19 protein-coding genes are annotated in these 14,676 nt (G+C 74.1%); 10 read left to right on the plus strand and 9 right to left on the minus strand.

Going from position 1 to position 14,676, the window contains the following annotated elements; all coding sequences use genetic code 11:
- Positions 1–183: 183 nt before the first annotated feature.
- On the minus strand, positions 184–2,139 hold the full coding sequence (locus ACIRQY_RS14790) for an FUSC family protein (RefSeq protein ID WP_403925306.1): 1,956 nt from the start codon (positions 2,137–2,139) through the stop codon (positions 184–186).
- Here ACIRQY_RS14790 and ACIRQY_RS14795 point away from each other — a divergent pair.
- Positions 2,138–2,308 (plus strand): hypothetical protein, encoded by a 171-nt coding sequence (locus tag ACIRQY_RS14795; protein ID WP_403925309.1) that lies wholly within the window; start codon positions 2,138–2,140, stop codon positions 2,306–2,308. The genes ACIRQY_RS14790 and ACIRQY_RS14795 overlap by 2 nt on opposite strands.
- 450 nt (positions 2,309–2,758) lie before the next feature.
- The gene (locus tag ACIRQY_RS14800; RefSeq protein WP_403925311.1) at positions 2,759–3,889 is read left to right on the plus strand and encodes a serine hydrolase domain-containing protein; all 1,131 of its coding nucleotides are present in this window, start codon (positions 2,759–2,761) and stop codon (positions 3,887–3,889) included.
- A gap of 171 nt (positions 3,890–4,060) precedes the next feature.
- Here the strand turns inward: ACIRQY_RS14800 and ACIRQY_RS14805 are convergent, their stop codons facing one another.
- The 3 genes from ACIRQY_RS14805 to ACIRQY_RS14815 form a co-directional block, all read right to left on the minus strand.
- On the minus strand, positions 4,061–4,297 hold the full coding sequence (locus tag ACIRQY_RS14805; protein ID WP_351783504.1) for a DUF2630 family protein: 237 nt from the start codon (positions 4,295–4,297) through the stop codon (positions 4,061–4,063).
- 62 nt (positions 4,298–4,359) lie between these two features.
- The gene (locus tag ACIRQY_RS14810) at positions 4,360–4,794 is read right to left on the minus strand and encodes a hypothetical protein (protein ID WP_403925314.1); all 435 of its coding nucleotides are present in this window, start codon (positions 4,792–4,794) and stop codon (positions 4,360–4,362) included.
- A gap of 34 nt (positions 4,795–4,828) precedes the next feature.
- Positions 4,829–5,272, minus strand: a complete 444-nt coding sequence (locus ACIRQY_RS14815; RefSeq protein ID WP_351783508.1) for a hypothetical protein — start codon at positions 5,270–5,272, stop codon at positions 4,829–4,831.
- A 333-nt stretch (positions 5,273–5,605) separates the two neighbouring features.
- Here ACIRQY_RS14815 and ACIRQY_RS14820 point away from each other — a divergent pair, with 333 nt between their 5' ends.
- Together ACIRQY_RS14820 and ACIRQY_RS14825 are read left to right on the plus strand one after the other, a co-directional pair.
- Complete coding sequence (locus ACIRQY_RS14820) at positions 5,606–5,995, plus strand: RidA family protein (protein ID WP_403925374.1); 390 nt, start codon at positions 5,606–5,608, stop codon at positions 5,993–5,995.
- A gap of 80 nt (positions 5,996–6,075) precedes the next feature.
- Positions 6,076–6,480 carry a hypothetical protein gene (locus ACIRQY_RS14825; RefSeq protein WP_351783510.1) on the plus strand — a complete coding sequence of 135 codons (405 nt, stop codon included), beginning with the start codon at positions 6,076–6,078 and terminating at the stop codon, positions 6,478–6,480.
- A 133-nt stretch (positions 6,481–6,613) separates the two neighbouring features.
- Here the strand turns inward: ACIRQY_RS14825 and ACIRQY_RS14830 are convergent, their stop codons facing one another.
- The 3 genes from ACIRQY_RS14830 to ACIRQY_RS14840 all read right to left on the minus strand — a co-directional run bounded on the left by ACIRQY_RS14830 (position 6,614) and on the right by ACIRQY_RS14840 (position 8,832).
- Complete coding sequence (locus tag ACIRQY_RS14830) at positions 6,614–7,048, minus strand: universal stress protein (RefSeq protein WP_351783512.1); 435 nt, start codon at positions 7,046–7,048, stop codon at positions 6,614–6,616.
- A gap of 61 nt (positions 7,049–7,109) precedes the next feature.
- Positions 7,110–7,733 (minus strand): FMN reductase, encoded by a 624-nt coding sequence (locus ACIRQY_RS14835; RefSeq protein WP_351783514.1) that lies wholly within the window; start codon positions 7,731–7,733, stop codon positions 7,110–7,112.
- A gap of 4 nt (positions 7,734–7,737) precedes the next feature.
- On the minus strand, positions 7,738–8,832 hold the full coding sequence (locus tag ACIRQY_RS14840; RefSeq protein WP_403925376.1) for an LLM class flavin-dependent oxidoreductase: 1,095 nt from the start codon (positions 8,830–8,832) through the stop codon (positions 7,738–7,740).
- A gap of 515 nt (positions 8,833–9,347) precedes the next feature.
- On the opposite strand from ACIRQY_RS14840, the gene cbiE reads away from it, so the two are divergent.
- Both cbiE and cobM read left to right on the plus strand, forming a co-directional pair.
- Complete coding sequence (cbiE, locus tag ACIRQY_RS14845; protein ID WP_403925319.1) at positions 9,348–10,571, plus strand: precorrin-6y C5,15-methyltransferase (decarboxylating) subunit CbiE; 1,224 nt, start codon at positions 9,348–9,350, stop codon at positions 10,569–10,571.
- Positions 10,568–11,317, plus strand: a complete 750-nt coding sequence (cobM, locus tag ACIRQY_RS14850) for a precorrin-4 C(11)-methyltransferase (protein ID WP_403925322.1) — start codon at positions 10,568–10,570, stop codon at positions 11,315–11,317. The genes cbiE and cobM overlap by 4 nt, the downstream gene beginning before the upstream one ends.
- A gap of 23 nt (positions 11,318–11,340) precedes the next feature.
- On the opposite strand, the gene ACIRQY_RS14855 is transcribed toward cobM, so the two are convergent.
- Positions 11,341–11,415 (minus strand): 50S ribosomal protein bL37, encoded by a 75-nt coding sequence (locus tag ACIRQY_RS14855; protein WP_384854521.1) that lies wholly within the window; start codon positions 11,413–11,415, stop codon positions 11,341–11,343.
- A 79-nt stretch (positions 11,416–11,494) separates the two neighbouring features.
- On the opposite strand from ACIRQY_RS14855, the gene ACIRQY_RS14860 reads away from it, so the two are divergent.
- The 3 genes from ACIRQY_RS14860 (at position 11,495) to ACIRQY_RS14870 (ending at position 12,621) form a co-directional block, all read left to right on the plus strand.
- The gene (locus tag ACIRQY_RS14860; protein ID WP_403925324.1) at positions 11,495–11,749 is read left to right on the plus strand and encodes a type II toxin-antitoxin system Phd/YefM family antitoxin; all 255 of its coding nucleotides are present in this window, start codon (positions 11,495–11,497) and stop codon (positions 11,747–11,749) included.
- 183 nt (positions 11,750–11,932) lie between these two features.
- Positions 11,933–12,205, plus strand: coding sequence for a CopG family transcriptional regulator (locus ACIRQY_RS14865; RefSeq protein WP_351783522.1), 273 nt, complete (start codon positions 11,933–11,935; stop codon positions 12,203–12,205).
- Positions 12,202–12,621, plus strand: a complete 420-nt coding sequence (locus ACIRQY_RS14870) for a PIN domain-containing protein (protein WP_403925327.1) — start codon at positions 12,202–12,204, stop codon at positions 12,619–12,621. Before ACIRQY_RS14865 ends, ACIRQY_RS14870 begins: the two co-directional genes overlap by 4 nt.
- A gap of 40 nt (positions 12,622–12,661) precedes the next feature.
- On the opposite strand, the gene ACIRQY_RS14875 is transcribed toward ACIRQY_RS14870, so the two are convergent.
- Positions 12,662–13,786 carry a cobalt-precorrin-5B (C(1))-methyltransferase gene (locus ACIRQY_RS14875; protein WP_403925330.1) on the minus strand — a complete coding sequence of 375 codons (1,125 nt, stop codon included), beginning with the start codon at positions 13,784–13,786 and terminating at the stop codon, positions 12,662–12,664.
- Positions 13,787–13,798: 12 nt separating this feature from the next.
- On the opposite strand from ACIRQY_RS14875, the gene ACIRQY_RS14880 reads away from it, so the two are divergent.
- On the plus strand, positions 13,799–14,533 hold the full coding sequence (locus tag ACIRQY_RS14880; RefSeq protein WP_403925333.1) for a cobalt-precorrin-6A reductase: 735 nt from the start codon (positions 13,799–13,801) through the stop codon (positions 14,531–14,533).
- Positions 14,534–14,676: the final 143 nt, after the last annotated feature.

Consider the following 14,676-nt stretch of genomic DNA (forward strand, 5'->3'; position numbering starts at 1 on the left):
TCGGGGCGCGGGGGTGGGGCAGGGTGAAGTGGCCCGCCCGCCCGGCCGGTTGCCGACGGCGGCGGGCGGAGCACGGTGAATCGAGCGCATCGTAGTCGCCCGGGTGGCGTGGGGTAACGGCGGTGGGGAGGGTTCCGTTCCGTGACCACCGGTCCGTCCGCCCGTACGTTCCCGGGGGCGGGGTCAGCGCAGGTCGGGACCGGCGATGGCGCGGGCCGCGCGGACCTCTCCCCGGACCGGGGCGAGGACGCCGTCCTCGTCGCCGGGGAGTTCCGCGCGGACCGCGAAGAGGGTGTCCGTGCGGCGCAGTCCGTCGGCGAGTTCGCGCAGTTCGCGGGTGACGGCGGCGACCTCGTCGGGGTCGGGGGCCGGGGCGCCGTGGTGGACGCGGATGCGGGCGGCGGTGGTGGCGTCCACGATCCGTTCGACGGCGACGACCAGCGGCCACCAGGCGGCGGCGCGGGGGCCGGTGGGCGGCGGTTCGGTGAGGGCCCGCTGGAACTCGGAGCGGACCGTGGACAGATCGCGGTAGAGCTTGCGCCGGGCCCGCAGCCGCCCGCTCTGGTCGCCCGGGGGGCCGCCGAAGGCGCACGCCACGTAGGCGGCGGTGTCGGCGACGGAGTCCGCGAGCCGGTCGCCGACGCGGGTGCCCCAGGACTCGGGCCACAGCAGGTATCCGGCGATCAGCGTGATGCCGCAGCCGATGAGGGAGTCGTACAGCCGGGGCAGGACCAGGTCGAAGCCCTCCTGGTTGAGGGTGTCGGAGAGCAGCAGGATGACCGGGGTGATGGCCGCCGTCTGGAAGGCGTACCCCTTCGCGGAGAACGCGGGGATGAGGGCGGCGAGCAGGCACATCACGGGCACGTCCCACCAGCCCCGGGGGACTTCGGCGAGGACGAGCGCGGCGAGGACCAGGCCGACGGCGGTGCCGAGGGCGCGGAGCACCGCGCGGGAGAAGACCGAGCCGAAGTCGGGCTTCATGACGAAGGTGACGGTGAGCGCCACCCAGTAGGAGCGGGGGACGGCGATCAGCGAGACGAGGGCCTGGGCGAGGCCGATGCAGAGGGCGAGCCGCAGGCCGTACCGCCAGGACGCCCCGGAGAGCAGGACGGCGCGGGCGGTGCGGCGGGCCCTGACCCGGAGCGCGGCGGGCCCGCCGAGCCGGTCGCCGACGTCGTACAGGTCGGGTTCGGCCTGGTGGACGACGGTGACGGCGTGCCGCAGGGCGTGGTCGACGGCCTTCTCGGCGGGCCTTTCGGGGGTGGGCAGTTCGAGTACGGGGGCGCCGGTGCGGCGCTCCTCCACGGCGTCGGCGAGCTCGCGCACGGCGGCCGGGACGGCGGGGGACAGCGGGCCGTACAGCACCGCCCTGAGGTGGGCGGCGGGGGCGGCCTCGACGAGCGGGATGACCACGTTGAGCTGGGCGAGCAGCCGGACCAGGGAGGGCGCGCGGCCGTGCTGGCGGGCGCGGCGGGCGAGGACGAGGTCGTAGGCCTGGTTGAGGGAGGCGGTGACGTCCTGCCGTCTCTCGTCGTACGCGGGGGTGCCGGTGGCCTCGTACAGCGCGGCGACCGTCCGGTAGGTGGCGGCGACGGCGGCGCGTTCGGGGGCGGCGCGGCGGAAGGGCCAGCCGAGCAGGGTGAGGACGAGGACGAAGAGGCCGCCGAGGGTGAGGAGCAGCGGGGCCGTCCACCAGGGCTCGGGCATCGGGAGTCCGGCGCCGACGACGGCGTTGAGCAGCAGCAGGAGGCCGGAGACGGAGGCGACCGCGCCGATCGAGGAGATCATCCCGGAGACGAGCGCGATGAGGGTGAGGGCGCCGACGGCGAGCCAGCCGTGGCCGAAGACGAGGGTGCCGAGGGTGACGCCGATCGCGCCGAAGAGCTGCGGCACGGCGATGTTGAAGATCCGCATCCGGTAGGCGTCGGCGGTGTCGCCGATGACGCCGGAGAGGGCGCCCATGGAGACGAGCGCGCCGTAGGCGGGCCGGTCGGCGGCGAGTCCCACGGCGAGCGGCGCGGACAGGGCGACGGCGGCGCGCAGGACGGCGGCCCAGGGGATCGGCGCGGAGGCGGGCCTGAGCCCGGCGGTGAGCCAGGTGGGCGGGGAGAGCCGTACGGGGTGCGCGGGTCGTGCCATGCCCCCAACGTACGTCGCGAGCCGCCCGTGGAGCCCGGTTCTCCACGGCCCGCGAAACCGATGTCCCGAGGCGGTCGTCGCCACGAGCCGCGCGAACTTCGCGGCCTTCGTCCGGGGCGTCAAGGCGGGCGAGTTCGACCACCTGATCGAGACCCCGGTTCAGGGCTGAACCACGCCCCGATCGGGGTTGCGTCGCCAGCGCCTCCTGCCAACTGGCGGGGGGCGTTTGGCATATGCCGGTCCGATCATGAGGTGTCACCGTGTTGAGGCGGCCGTCCCGGCAGGTCGTGCGAGGGACCGTCGCCGGTCACCGCCCGCGACCTGTCCGGTTCCGATGGTTCTGTCGGTCCTTGGTGGTTCCCGCCGTCTCCGGCATAGCGTTCATTCTCAATCCATTGCAACGCGTGCGCGCTTTTCGTTGCGTTAACCTTAGCTTCGTTGCAATGATTTTATGGCTCTGGCCTGCAATTATGCTGATCCTGCCTGGGATGTTCGTTGCTGAAACTGTGAACGCAACGTAGCGTTTCTCTTGTCAGAAACGTTGAGCCGAAGGGGCCTCCGCCCCGGCCGCCGTCCCGCCCCGTGGGACTTCGGCACAGACCTCAAGGAGCACACCACCATGTCTCTCTCCCCCACCGCCCAGGACCGTCCCGAGCTGCGGAAGACCATCGAGGAGATGGTCGCGTCCGGCCTGACCGGCGTGACGCTGCGGGTGAACGACGAGCGGGGCGAGTGGACCGGCAGCGCCGGGGTGCGCGAGCTGGGCGGGCCCGAGAGGCCGCCGGTCGACGGACACGTCCGGATCGGCAGCAGCACCAAGACCTTCACCGCGACCGTGATGCTGAAGCTGGTGGACGAGGGCCTGATCGAGCTGGACGCCCCGGTGGTCGACCACCTGCCCGAGTTCGAGCTGGACCCGGCGATCACGGTACGGATGCTGCTCCAGCACACCAGCGGGGTGTTCAACTTCACTGGCGAGTACTACGAGGACGGGACGTTCGCACCGGGGATACCCGCCACGACCGCGGGACAGGAGTGGGTGGACAACCGGTTCAAGACCTACCGGCCCGAGGAGCTGGTGCGGCTGTCGCTGTCCAAGCCCGCGCGGTTCCTGCCGGGGACCGACTGGAGCTACTCCAACACGAACTACGTGCTGGTCCGGCTGCTGATCGAGAAGGTCACCGGCCGCTCGCTCCCCGAGGAGATGCGGCGGCTGGTCCTGGAGCCGCTCGGCCTGTCGGACACCCTGCTGCCGGAGACCGGCACGGAGATCCCCGAGCCGTACGCCCACGCCTACTACCGCTACGAGGACGGCGGCCGGGAGGAGACGGTCGACGTCACCCGCCAGAACCCCTCCTGGATCTCCACCGGCGGAGACATGATCTCCACGACCCGGGACCTCCACACGTTCATCTCCGCGCTGGCGGGCGGCGGGCTCCTGCCCGCCCCGCTGCTGGCCGAGATGTGCGACGCGCACCCCAAGGCGGGCTACGGCCTGGGATTGATGGTGCAGGACGCGGGCGGGAACGGCGGCACCGTCATCACCCACAACGGCGGCATCGCGGGCCACGCCGCCCTGATGTACAGCACCCCCGACGGCAGCACGACCATGACCGCCGCGGTGAACTACGTCGACGACGCCGGACTGTCCATGGCGGTGACGTTCCAGACGGCGGTACAGAAGCTCGTCGAGCAGGTCTTCGGCGGCGGGCGGGCCGAGGCGGCCGGCGCGACCGAGCCGACCCGGTAGGCGGACGGTCCGGCGCCGAAGTCCCGTACGGGCTCGCCCGAAGTCCTGTATGGGCGGGCCGAAGTCCCTTACGGGCGGCCCAAGTCCTGTACGGGCGGGCCGAAGTCCCTTACGGGCGGCCCAAGTCCCGTGCCGACGGCCCGAGGCCCCGTACGGGCGGCCGAGGGTCCGTCAGTTGCGGTAGGACTCGACCTCGGTGGCCGGGCGGACGGCGGCGGTGTCCGGGTCCTCGCCGAACTCGCTCTTCGCGCGGCGCTGCCGCAGCAGGTCCCAGCACTGGTCCAGACGGACCTCCAGCTCGGTGAGGCGGGCCCGTTCCTCGGGGAGGAGGCCGCCCGAGCGCGCCCGCAGGCTCCGCTCCTCCTCCACGAGGGAGCCGATGTCGTCCAGGATCTCCTCGTTGTCCATGCCTACCAGCGTGGCCGATCGGGGCGGTCCCCGCAGGTCGAGACCGGCGGGGAAGCCGTCCGTCAGTGCCGCAGGGCCTGCGTGATCTCCGCCTTGGTGGCGCCCGACAGCGTCCGGTTGCTGCGGGCCGTGCCGGTCTTGGACTGGCCGGGCGGGACCCCGTCGATGTTCAGGACGACCGAGTCGAGGAAGTTCCCGTCGGCGTCCCGGAAGGTCACCATGACCGTGTAGTCGGCGGCGTTGTCCTTCGGGTTGGTGGCGGTGATGTCGGCGACCGTACGGTCCCCGTCGGCGCGGGTGGCGCCCGCCTTCACGTCGCCGGTGGCGTTGACCCCGTCCTTGACCTGGTCCATCGTCTCCTGGGCGGCCGAGGCGACGGCCGCCGTGGCGGAGGAGAAGGCGCCGCCCGCCGCGTCCTTGGCCGCGTCGCACCCGGTGAGGGCGAGCACGGCGGTGGCGGTGAGGGCCAGGGTGATGCCGGTGGTGGTGCGTCTCATGGGTTCTCGTCCCGGATGCTCGCGCGGGGCCGTCTCAGGGCCTCGCTGTGTCCCTGTCCCCGCCGTACGCCTCGTCCGTGGCCAGCGCCCAGATCACGAAGACGGAGATGGCCATGGAGAAGAGGGCCCACCAGGGCTGGTAAGGCAGGAAGAGGAAGTGCATGACGATGTTGAGGGAGGCGAGGGCGATACCGGCGACCCGGCCCCACTCGGCGCCCTTGAGGATGCCGTAGCCGGCGATGGCGACGACCACGCCGAGGGCGAGGTGGATCCAGCCCCAGGTGGTCAGGTTGAACTTGAAGACGTAGTCGCCGACGCGGGCGTAGACGTCGTCCTCGGCGATGCCCGCGATGCCCTGGAAGATGTCCAGGAATCCGGTGACCAGCATGAGGACACCCGCGAAGAGGGTGCCGCCCGCCGCCCAGGCACCCGAGGCGGACTTCTTGGGTTCGCGCGGAGGCGCGGTGTTCTGGCTCATGCTCCTCATCGTGCGAGCGTCCGGCCGTTTCCGACCGTCCAGCTGGTCCGTACGGGTGAGGGGCGGATCCGCCCGGCGTTGTCGGACCCCGGCCGTAGGCTGCCCGACGCGCCGCCGTCCGGGCCGTACCGGTCCGGACGCCCGGGGACCGGACAGGGCCTCCCGGGACCGAACAGGAAGGAACGACCCCGCATGACCGACCGGACGACCACCGGCACCACCGCGACCGCTTCCACCCCCTCGACCGGCACCTCCGCCGGGCTCCCCGCGCCCGGCGCTCCGGCCGGGCCCCCCGGCACCGCCTCCGGTACCGCGCCCGCCGACCGGCGGGTCATCACCAACCCCGCCACCCTCCACGACCCCACCCCCTTCGGGTACGCGCACGCCGTCTCCGCGCCCGGTGAACTCGTCTTCATCGCCGGGCAGTACGCCTCCGATGCCACCGGCGCGCCCGTCCCCGGGGACTTCGCGGACCAGGTCGAGCTGTCGCTGACCCGGCTGCGGCAGGCGCTGGAAGGGGTCGGGCTCGGCCCGGAGCACGTCGTGCGGCTCGGCTCGTACGTCGTCGGGCACGACCTGGCCAAGCTGGAGGTCCTGGGCGCGGCGCTGCGCGCGCACTTCGGGGACCGGCTGCCCGCCCAGACCCTCAGCGGGGTCGCGGCGCTCGCGCTGCCCGGGATGCTCTTCGAGATCGACGCGGTGGCCGTGCGGCCCGTCGGCTGATCCACTTGCGCGGGCCGGGGCGCGGGTGTGACCTGGAGGGTGCGGGACCGCAGCAGGGGGGCGAGACGAAGGAGCTTGCCATGGCCGCACACGCAGCGACGCCGGTGAGGCGCCCGTTCCCCGCACGCGGCTGGACGTTCCCGGCCGTCACCGGTGTCCTGTACGGCCTGTACGCGGCGACGGTGGCCCGGCACGGCGGCCCGACGACCCTGGGGCAGCTGTGGCTGGGCCTGGTCTCGGCCGTCGTCCTGGCGGTGGGCATCCACACCCTCCGGCGGTACGGCAGGGCGCTGCCCCGTGAGCCGAGGGCCGCCGCCTGGGGCGTGCTGACCGGCGGCGCGGTCGGCTTCCTCTTCAGCCTCTCCGGGGCCAGCGTGCTGTCCTCCAGCGGCCTGGGCCTGGCGTTCGCCGTGGTCACCACGGCGGCGGCGTACTACCTCTTCTACACCCACGAGGACGCCCAGGGCCGTCCGGCGCCGTACTGACCCCGCGCGACCGGCCGCCGCACCCTGGCACGGCGAAGCCCGCACCCCGGCACCGTGAAGCCCGCACCCGGCACCGCGAAGCCCGTACGGCGACGGCGGGGGCCCCTCCCACGAGGGGCCCCCGCCGGGCCGTTCAGTCCTCCGCGCCGCCCCTGACCACGACCACCGGGCACGGGGCGTGCTGGGTGACATGGGTGGAGACGGAGCCGAGCATGGCGGCCTTGAAGCCGCTGTAGCCCCGGTCGCCGACGACCAGGAGCTCCGCGCCGCGCGCCGCGTCGAGGAGCGCCTGGGTGGCGTTGCCGCCCACGACCGTCCGGACGACGGGGGCCGCCTCCTCAGGGGTGAGGGTCGAGGCCAGCGACTCGTCCAGGATCTGCCGGGCGAGCCGTTCGGGGTCGAACTCCGCCGGTACGCCGGGCACGAGCGTCGCCCACGAGGCCGGGTACTCCCAGCCGATCACCGTCTGCAGGGTGTCCCCGGTGAGGGCCGCCTGCCGGGCCGCCCACCTCAGCGCCTTCAGGGAAGGCGCCGATCCGTCCACGCCCACCACGATCCTGCCGGCCATCGCCGACCTCCGTTCGCTGTACGGCACATATGAACCATGCGCCACCAACGTAACAAACTGCTCAATCGAGGCGGAGGTCGGCCAGTTGCCGCTCGAAGGGGACGAGCTCCTCGTCGTCCGCCGCGCGCTCCGGGCGGGCCGCGACGGCCTCGGCGAACTCGGTGCCCGCGCGGGTGATCCGGGCGGGCAGCCCCTCGGTGTACTCGTCGCCGCCGCTGCCCCAGTCCTCCGAGGCCGCGTAGACGGCGGTCGGGACGACGAGGGCCCGCAGATAGGCGAAGAGCGGCCGCAGGGCGTGGTCGAGGACGAGCGAGTGCCGGGCGGTGCCGCCGGTGGCCCCGATCAGGACCGGGGTGCCGGTGAGCGCGGCCGGGTCGATCAGGTCGAAGAACGACTTGAACAGACCGCTGTAGGAGGCGGTGAAGACCGGGGTCACGGCGATGACCCCGTCCGCGCCGGTCACCTCGTCGATGGCGCCCTGGAGCCGCTCCGAGGGGAAGCCGGTGACGAAGTTGTTCGCGATGTCCACCGCCAGGTCGCGGAGTTCGACGACCTGGACGTCGACGGCGTACTCCCGCTCGGCCAGCCGGTAGCGGGCGGCCTGGAGGAGCCGGTCGGCGAGCAGCCGGGTGGAGGACGGCGAGCTGAGGCCCGCCGAGACGGCGACCAGTTTCAGCGTGCGCACGGTGTCATGCCTCCTTCGTGACGGCGGCGGTGCCGCCGGTGACGGCGGGGTGGAGCGGGGCGGTGGCGGGGACGCCGGCGGGGCGCAGGGCCTCGAACTCCTTGCGGAGCACCGGGACGACCTCCTCGCCGAGCAGGTCGAGCTGTTCGAGGACCGTCTTGAGCGGCAGTCCCGCGTGGTCGACCAGGAACAGCTGGCGCTGGTAGTCGCCCACGTAGTCGCGGAAGGACAGGGTCCGGTCGATGACCTCCTGCGGCGAGCCGACGGTCAGCGGGGTCTCGCGGCTGAAGTCCTCCAGGGAGGGGCCGTGGCCGTAGACCGGCGCGTTGTCGAAGTACGGGCGGAACTCCCGTACCGCGTCCTGCGAGTTCTTCCGCAGGAAGACCTGGCCGCCGAGGCCGACGATCGCCTGCTCGGGGGTGCCGTGGCCGTAGTGGGCGTACCGCTGGCGGTAGAGCCTGACCATCTTCTCGGTGTGCTGCTTGGGCCAGAAGATGTGGTTGGCGAAGAAGCCGTCGCCGTAGTACGCGGCCTGCTCGGCGATCTCCGGGGAGCGGATGGAGCCGTGCCAGACGAACGGCGGGACGCCGTCGAGCGGGCGCGGGGTGGAGGTGAAGCCCTGGAGGGCGGAGCGGAACTTGCCCTCCCAGTCGACCACGTCCTCCCGCCACAGCTTGTGCAGGAGCGCGTAGTGCTCGATGGCGAGCGGGATGCCCTGGCGGATGTCCTGGCCGAACCACGGGTAGACCGGGCCGGTGTTGCCGCGCCCCATCATCAGGTCCACGCGGCCGTCGGCGAGGTGCTGGAGGGTCGCGTAGTCCTCGGCGATCTTCACCGGGTCGTTGGTGGTGATGAGGGTGGTGGAGGTGGAGAGGATCAGCTTCTCCGTGCGGGCGGCGATGTGCCCGAGGAGGGTGGTGGGGGAGGACGGCACGAACGGCGGGTTGTGGTGCTCGCCGGTCGCGAAGACGTCCAGTCCGACCTCCTCCGCCTTGAGCGCGATGGCGACGGTGTTCTTGATGCGCTCGTGCTCGGTGGGGGTGCGGCCGGTGGTGGGGTCGGCCGTCACGTCGCCGACGGTGAAGATCCCGAACTGCATCGTGCTCACCTCTCGCCTTCCTGGTCTCCGCGCTCCCCGTGGTCGGCGGGTCTCTCGCGGTTCTTGGTTGAATCTTAAACCATCACGTCCAACGGTGCCACCCGTCCCCCTATTCCGGCCCGTGCCCCGCCCCGTACGACAGGGGCCTTCCGGCCGTACGGCGGACCGGTTCCGGCCGGTGGGGCGGACGGGCGTGGTGATGGGGCGGATGGGGCGCGGTGGTGGGGGAGCGGATCGTGGTCGGTGAGGGGAGCGGATCGTGGTCGGTACGGGAGCCGGGCGCGGGCGGTGGGGGGATTGAGTCGTGGTCGGTACGGGAGTCGGGCGCCGTCGGTACGGGAGCCGGGCGCGGGCGGTGGGGCCGGACGGCTTCCGCCGGTGGGGCGGGCCGGTTCCCACCGCCCCGGCGGGCGGGCCCGGACGGCTGGGCCGGGCCCGGACGGGGAGATCCGGGCCGTGCCCCGCCGGACCCCGGCACCCCGCCCACCTGCGGAGCCTCCCGTAGAGTCCCCGACGTGAACGGTGCGATACACGTCGTCGGAATCGGCGCGGACGGCTGGGACGGGCTCCCCGAGGCCTCCCGCCGTGTCCTGCGCTCCGCCGAGGTCCTCCTCGGCGCCCCCCGCCAGCTCGGACTGCTCCCCGCCGCCGACTGCCCCGGCGAACGCGTCGCCTGGCCCTCGCCGCTGCGCCCCGCCGTCCCCGGACTGCTCGCCGCCCACGAGGGCCGCGCCGTCGCCGTCCTCGCCAGCGGCGACCCCTCCTTCCACGGCATCGCCCGCACCCTCGCCGGGGCCGTCGGCGCCGACCGGCTGCGCGTCCACCCGCACCCCTCCTCCGTCTCGTACGCCTGCGCCCGCCTCGGCTGGCCCCTGGACGCCGTCGACACCGTCTCCCTGGTCGCCCGGCCCCTCGCCGCGCTCTCCGCCGCGCTGCACCCCGGGCGGCGCCTCCTCGTCCTCGGCGAGGGCCCCGAGACCCCCGCCCTGGTCGCCGCCCTCCTCCGGGACACCGGCTGGGGCGGCACCCGCGTCCGGGTCCTCGAACAGCTCGGCGGCCCCCGCGAACGGCTCCTCGACGCCACCGCCGCCGACTGGCCGCACGAACGGACCGACGCCCTCCACGTCCTCGCCCTCGACTGCGTCCGCGACCCCGGCACCCTGCGCCTGGGCACCGTCCCCGGACTCCCCGACGAGGCGTACGAGCACGACGGGCAGCTCACCAAGCGGTACGTGCGCGCCGCCACGCTCGCCGCCCTCGCCCCCGCGCCCGGCGAACTCCTCTGGGACGTCGGCGGCGGCTCCGGCTCCATCGGCGTCGAATGGATGCGGGCCCACCGCGACTGCCGGGCCGTCGCCGTCGAGAAGTCCCCCGAGCGGGCCGCGCGCATCGCCCGCAACGCCGCCGCCCTCGGCGTCCCCGCCCTGCGCGTGGTGACCGCCGCCGCACCCGACGGCCTCGCCGGGCTCGACCGGCCCGACGCGGTCTTCGTCGGCGGCGGACTCACCGCCCCCGGCCTCCTCGACGCCTGCTGGGCCGCGCTGCCCGTCGGCGGACGGCTCGTCGCCAACACCGTGACCCTGGAGTCCGAGGCGGTGCTCGCCGCCCGCCACCGCCGCCACGGCGGCGAACTGGTCCGGCTCGCCGTCGCCACCGCCGTCCCCGTCGGCGGCTTCACCGGCTGGCGGCAGGCGATGCCGGTCACCCAGTGGTCCGTCACCAAGGAAGAGGAAGCATGACCGTCTACTTCATCGGCGCGGGCCCCGGCGCCGCCGACCTCATCACGGTGCGCGGCGCCCGTACGCTCGCGTCCTGCGGGGTCTGCCTGTACGCGGGCTCCCTCGTCCCCGTGGAACTGCTCGCCGAGTGCCCGCCGGACGCGAAGCTCGTCGACACCGCCCGGATGGACCTCGACCAGATCGTCGCGGAGATCGCCGCCGCCCACGCGGCCGGCCGGGACGTGGCCCGGCTGCACTCCGGCGACCCGTCCGTCTTCAGCGCCATGGCCGAACAGATGCGACGGCTCGACGCGCTCGGCATCCCGTACGAGGTCGTGCCCGGCGTGCCCGCGTTCGCCGCGGCGGCGGCGGCGCTCAAGCGGGAACTGACCGTGCCCACCGTCGGCCAGACCGTCGTCCTCACCCGGATCGCCCAGCAGGCCACCCCGATGCCCGAGGGCGAGGACCTCGCCACGCTGGGCCGCAGCGGCGCGCTCCTCGTGCTCCACCTCGGCGCCCGGTACGTCGACCGGATCGTCTCCGAACTGCTCCCCCACTACGGCGCCGACTGCCCCGCCGCCGTCGTCGCCCTGGCCAGCCGCCCCGACGAGACCGTCCTGCGGGGGACCCTGGGCGACATCGCGGAACAGACGAAGGCGGCGGGCATCACCAGGACCGCCGTCATCCTGGTCGGCCGGACGCTGGCCGCGTCCGCGTTCCGCGACAGCCACCTGTACGACCCGGCCCGGGACCGCCACAGCTGCTGAGGCGGTCCCCGCGGCCGGACGGATCAGGTGTTCGGCCGCTTGCCGTGGTTGGCGCCCTTCTTCCGCCGCGCCCGGCGCTTGTTGCCCCGCTTCGACATGGCGTTCCTCCCGTCCGGTAGGGGTCTGCCCTGGAAAGCCTAGGTTCGGCGTACGCGGGGCGCATGTCGGCCGTAGTGCATGTGGTGCGTGGAGATCACGGATCGGGAGTTCGACCAGAGGCCGTCGCGGATCCTGGCCGCGGCAGCCGCCGGAGAGACCGTCACGGTCACGAAGAACGGTGTCGCGGTCGCACGCGTCGTGCCGACCGGCACCGAAGTGCCCCCGTACCCCACCGACGCCATGGGGGAGATCGACCTCCCCGACCTCGGCCTCCCCGACCTCGACGACGGTGAGACCGAGGACGCGCTCAGGGGGACGGGGGCGGCGGGCTGACCGCCGTCGCGGGCACCGGGGCGACCCCGGCGGGTGCCCGATCCGCGTCGCACGGGTCACGTGCCGTACGGGAAGGTGCTCGCCACGACCCGGCACCCGGTGACCTCGCCCGTGCCACAGGCGGCGCATGGCGCTGTGCCCGTTTCTGGTACGTCGTCGAGTACGGCGAGTATGGTGATGAGTATGGCGACCAAGAAGGTGACGGTGACGATCCCCGAGGACCTCCTGGAGGAGGTCCGTGCCGAGGCGGCCGAGTACGGACTGTCGGCCTATGTGGCCGAGGCGCTGCGCCTCCGGCGCGACCGGGACCGGCTCAGGGAACTCGTCGACTGGCTGGAGGAGGAGCACGGCCCCGTCACCGGCGGGGAGCGGGCGGCGGCGACCGCCGAGCTGGACGCGCTCGACGCCGAGCACGCGCGCCGCCGGGAGGCCCGGAAGGGCCGGGACGCCGCGTGACGAAGCGGACCGGGGAGGACACGCCCCTGCGCGTGTTCGTGCTCGACAGCGAGGCCCTGTCGCTCGCCGTCCGGGGTGACCGCGCGATGATCGCCCGGCTCGAACTCGCGGCAGGCGGCGCGGCCGAGGTCGTGACCTCGCCGATGACCCTGATTGAGGCGTACGACGCCAGGACCACGGAACGGCGCTGGGACTGGGTCCTGTCCCGCGTGCGGGTGGCGGACATCGGCAGGGAGGAGGCCCGCGAGGCCCGTCGTCTGCTGGCCCGAGCCGGACTGCACGGCCACCGCCACGCCATCGACGCCGTCCTCGCCGTCGTCGCCTCGCGGCAGCCGGGCCAGGTCACGGTGTTCACCTCGGACGTGGACGACCTGGAGCGGCTGGTCCCCGACCGGATCGTCGTCTTCAAGGTCTGAGCCGTCAGGGGGCGGCCTCCCGTCGGCGGCCCCGCCCGCCCTACGCCCCCGGTCCCGCCGGGCCCGCGCGGCCCACCACCGCCCCCGCGCGGTCGATGCACACCACGTCCACCGTCACCGGCGCGCCCCGCAGGACCGTCAGGGCCTCGTCGCGGGCGCGGGCCGCCACCAGATCGCCCAGCGGGACCCCGGCCGCCTCGCAGAGCCGCAGCGCCGCCAGGCCCGTGTTCGCGGCGGCCACCTCCGCCGCCAGGGCCTCCGGCGCGCCGCCCGTCCGCGCCAGGTCCGCCAGGAAGCCCTTGTCGACCTGCGAGCGGGCCGAGTGCAGGTCCAGATGGCCCGCCGCCAGCTTGGACAGCTTCGCGAAGCCGCCGCAGACCGTGAGCCGGTCCACCGGATGGCGGCGGACGTACTTCAGGACCGCCCCCGCGAAGTCGCCCATGTCGAGCAGGGCGATGTCCGGCAGGTCGTACAGCTCCCGCACGGTCCGCTCCGACGTCGAACCCGTGCAGCCCGCCACATGCCGCAGCCCGCCCGCGCGGGCCACGTCCACGCCCCGGCGGATCGAGTCGATCCACGCCGAGCACGAGTACGGCACGACGACCCCCGTCGTGCCGAGGATCGACAGACCGCCGAGGATGCCGAGCCGGGGGTTCCAGGTGGACCGGGCGATCTCCGCCCCGTGGTCCACCGAGATCGTGACCTCGACGTCCCCGGTCCCGCCGTGCGCCGCCGCGACCGCCGCCACATGCTCCCGCATGAGCTGCCGGGGCACCGGGTTGATCGCCGGTTCGCCGACCTCCAGGGGAAGCCCCGGCAGGGTCACCGTGCCGACGCCCTCGCCCGCCCGGAAGACCACCCCGGAGCCCGCCGGGAGGAGCCGTACCGTCGACCGGACCACCGCCCCGTGCGTCACGTCCGGGTCGTCGCCCGCGTCCTTCGTCACCGCCGCCATCGCCGTACCGCCCGTGCGGGACTCGGCGGTCAGCGCGAACGAGGGCCGCTGCCCCTTCGGCAGCGTCACCGTCACCGGGTCGGGGAAGTCGCCGGTCAGGAGCGCCGTGTACGCGGCCGTCGTCGCCGCCGTCGCACAGGCACCGGTCGTCCAGCCGGGCCGCAGACCGGTGTGCTTGAGTTGGGCCTCACGCCCGCCGCCTGATGTCACGAAGGGGCTCCTGTGCACGTACTCATTCTCGGGGGCACCACCGAGGCCCGCGCCCTCGCCGGGCTGCTGCACGCCCGGCCCGGCCTGCGGGTGACCAGTTCCCTCGCCGGACGGGTGGCCCGGCCCCGGCTGCCCGAGGGCGAGGTCAGGATCGGCGGCTTCGGCGGGGCCGACGGGCTCGCCGGGTGGATCGGCGGGCACGCCGTGGACGCGGTCATCGACGCCACGCATCCCTTCGCCGGGCGGATCAGCTTCAACGCGGCCCGTGCGGCCGCCACCGCCCATGTTCCCCTGCTGGCGCTGCGCAGGCCCGGCTGGGTCCCGGCCGCCGGGGACCGCTGGACGTCCGTACCGTCCCTGGAGGCGGCGGCCGGGGCGCTCGGCGGCCTCGGCGAGCGGGTGTTCCTGACCACCGGCCGGATGGGCCTCGCGGCCTTCGCGGGGCTGCCGCAGTGGTTCCTGGTCCGCTCGGTGGACGCCCCCGACGGGCCGGTCCCGGCCCGCACCGAGGTCCTCCTCGACCGGGGGCCCTTCACCCTGGACGGCGAGCGGGAGCTGCTGGCCCGGCACCGGATCGACGTCCTGGTCACCAAGGACAGCGGGGGCGCGGCGACCGCCCCGAAACTGGCGGCGGCCCGCGAGGCGGGCCTGCCGGTCGTGGTCGTCGGGCGCCCCCCGGTCCCGGCGGACGTACCGGTGGCGGCGACCCCCGAGGAGGCCGCCGCCTGGGTGCTAGGGCCTGTCTGACAATTCCCGCCTGCCGCGCGACGCCATGCACGCACTCTCGCCGCACCTGCCCCAGACCCACGTACATCCAGTACGCGGGCCTGGGGCAGGCACGCCGAGAGCACGCACCTGACGCCGCGCGGCCGCCCTGCGGGCGACGCCGC

It is taken from the genome of Streptomyces sp. NPDC101490, assembly GCF_044767145.1.
GTDB lineage: Bacteria > Actinomycetota > Actinomycetes > Streptomycetales > Streptomycetaceae > Streptomyces.

Bases quoted from the DNA above. Each gene is read 5' to 3' on its own strand.
- ACIRQY_RS14795 (WP_403925309.1), top strand. From the start codon at position 2,138: ATGCCCCCAACGTACGTCGCGAGCCGCCCGTGGAGCCCGGTTCTCCAC.
- ACIRQY_RS14790 (WP_403925306.1), bottom strand. From the start codon at position 2,139: ATGGCACGACCCGCGCACCCCGTACGGCTCTCCCCGCCCACCTGGCTC.
- ACIRQY_RS14800 (WP_403925311.1), top strand. From the start codon at position 2,759: ATGTCTCTCTCCCCCACCGCCCAGGACCGTCCCGAGCTGCGGAAGACC.
- ACIRQY_RS14805 (WP_351783504.1), bottom strand. From the start codon at position 4,297: ATGGACAACGAGGAGATCCTGGACGACATCGGCTCCCTCGTGGAGGAG.
- ACIRQY_RS14810 (WP_403925314.1), bottom strand. From the start codon at position 4,794: ATGAGACGCACCACCACCGGCATCACCCTGGCCCTCACCGCCACCGCC.
- ACIRQY_RS14815 (WP_351783508.1), bottom strand. From the start codon at position 5,272: ATGAGCCAGAACACCGCGCCTCCGCGCGAACCCAAGAAGTCCGCCTCG.
- ACIRQY_RS14825 (WP_351783510.1), top strand. From the start codon at position 6,076: ATGGCCGCACACGCAGCGACGCCGGTGAGGCGCCCGTTCCCCGCACGC.
- ACIRQY_RS14830 (WP_351783512.1), bottom strand. From the start codon at position 7,048: ATGGCCGGCAGGATCGTGGTGGGCGTGGACGGATCGGCGCCTTCCCTG.
- ACIRQY_RS14840 (WP_403925376.1), bottom strand. From the start codon at position 8,832: ATGCAGTTCGGGATCTTCACCGTCGGCGACGTGACGGCCGACCCCACC.
- cobM (WP_403925322.1), top strand. From the start codon at position 10,568: ATGACCGTCTACTTCATCGGCGCGGGCCCCGGCGCCGCCGACCTCATC.
- ACIRQY_RS14860 (WP_403925324.1), top strand. From the start codon at position 11,495: ATGTGGTGCGTGGAGATCACGGATCGGGAGTTCGACCAGAGGCCGTCG.
- ACIRQY_RS14865 (WP_351783522.1), top strand. From the start codon at position 11,933: ATGGCGACCAAGAAGGTGACGGTGACGATCCCCGAGGACCTCCTGGAG.